This window comes from Caballeronia sp. LZ003, assembly GCF_031451465.1.
GTDB lineage: Bacteria > Pseudomonadota > Gammaproteobacteria > Burkholderiales > Burkholderiaceae > Caballeronia.
Genome location: NZ_JARUXJ010000047.1, coordinates 1 through 1353, shown reverse-complemented (window position 1 = coordinate 1353; position 1353 = coordinate 1). Strand labels below are relative to the sequence as shown.

2 protein-coding genes and 1 pseudogene are annotated in these 1353 nt (G+C 60.7%); all 3 read right to left on the bottom strand.

Annotation, left to right across the window (positions count from 1 at the left end; translation table 11 throughout):
- A pseudogene (locus QCE79_RS32795) lies at window positions 1-297 on the bottom strand (tail assembly protein); the annotation flags it as partial.
- Entirely contained in the window at window positions 285-1049 is a 765-nt protein-coding gene (locus tag QCE79_RS32790; protein WP_309851587.1) for a Mov34/MPN/PAD-1 family protein, read from the bottom strand. The pseudogene QCE79_RS32795 and the gene QCE79_RS32790, both read right to left, overlap by 13 nt.
- Window positions 1050-1052: 3 nt before the next feature.
- A partial coding sequence (locus tag QCE79_RS32785; protein WP_309851585.1) for a phage minor tail protein L occupies window positions 1053-1353 on the bottom strand: 301 nt, incomplete at its 5' end.

Genomic DNA, 1353 nt, shown 5'->3' with positions numbered 1-1353 from the left:
TGCGATCGTCTGGAATATCCCGCCGGCCTTACTGCCCGCAATCACCGGAGCGATGCGGATCGGCTCGCCGCCCGAGGGCCAATCGAGCTGCGTCTTATCCACATTGCGCTGGCCCACGAATACCGCATAACGCACGCCCCGCTGGCCGCTTCTGACGAGCTCCTGCCAGAATCCGGGAATCATCGTGCTGAGCGCTCTCAAGGCTTCGCGAGGAGAACGCACAACATAGGCGTGGTCGCGACCGAACTTGGCCCCCAGACTCCCATAGAGCCTGATTGGGCGCACTACATCTTCCAATTGAGTGTCTCCCGATGACGCAGCACATGCGTCACGTGTTTGCGGTAGCGTGGCAGCAGCTCGCGTCGCGAGAGCTGACCCCAAAGGTGATGCAGTATCTCGTCGTTCCCAAGATAGACCGCGGCGTGGTTGGGCACGCCGTATCGGCTCGCAATTGCCATAAGTAAGACGTCGCCCGTATGCAAACGCGCGTCGAACCCCAGGCTGATGAAGCCCGCCGCTTCGTAGTTGTCGAGATACAGCGAGCACGCAGTATCGGTCCACCACTTTCCGGCGCGTTCGAAGTCCGGCAACTCCAGCCCAAGTGCGGCGTGGTAATAACGACGCACGACGCCGTAACAATCGTCCACGCCGTGCACAAAGCGCGCGCCGATCAGCGGCGCTGTGGCAGTCGCTCGGGCGATTACTTGCGCCGTGATGTGATGAAGGCGGCCAGCGTGGACGGCCCCGTGCTGGTCGCGCTGCACGCTTTGAATAAACCACACCGGAACGCCTGACGTCCCACATGCAAACAGGTCATCAAGGCTTGGCAGAGCACTCGCATCAGGATGCGAATGAACGATGGCCTGCACGCATCCCACGTCTTCTGCGCAAGCGTACTCGGCCGCTGAAATGGAGAAGTGCTCGGACGGAAGATTTGAAACATTGGCGCACGGCAGGTAATCGCCGTTCACGATCAGCCCGCACGATTCGTTCGGATAACTCGCGAGCGCGTGCTCCTGAATCGCCGCACGCGTCCGATCAGCAAGCATCACTTATCCGCCTCGCGTAAGCGCGCCATGCGCGCCTGCGGCCGGAAAGCCGCCAAAAGGCAGCGGCACGTCCTTAAAGCGCTTTCGGCAGCACGACAATCGCCCACCGCACATATCCTCTTCCGGCTTCTTCGTCTCGATGTTGTTGCGCGTGAAGTAAGGTGGTCCCGTGTACCCGCATTCAGCACCGCGATACTGCCATTGGCACACCGCACTGATAATCTGGCGTGCAGGCAGTTTGCGCCCCGACAGATCCAAGGGTGAACTCAAAGAGAATTCGACCACCGCCGCCGTTTCAAGCGTC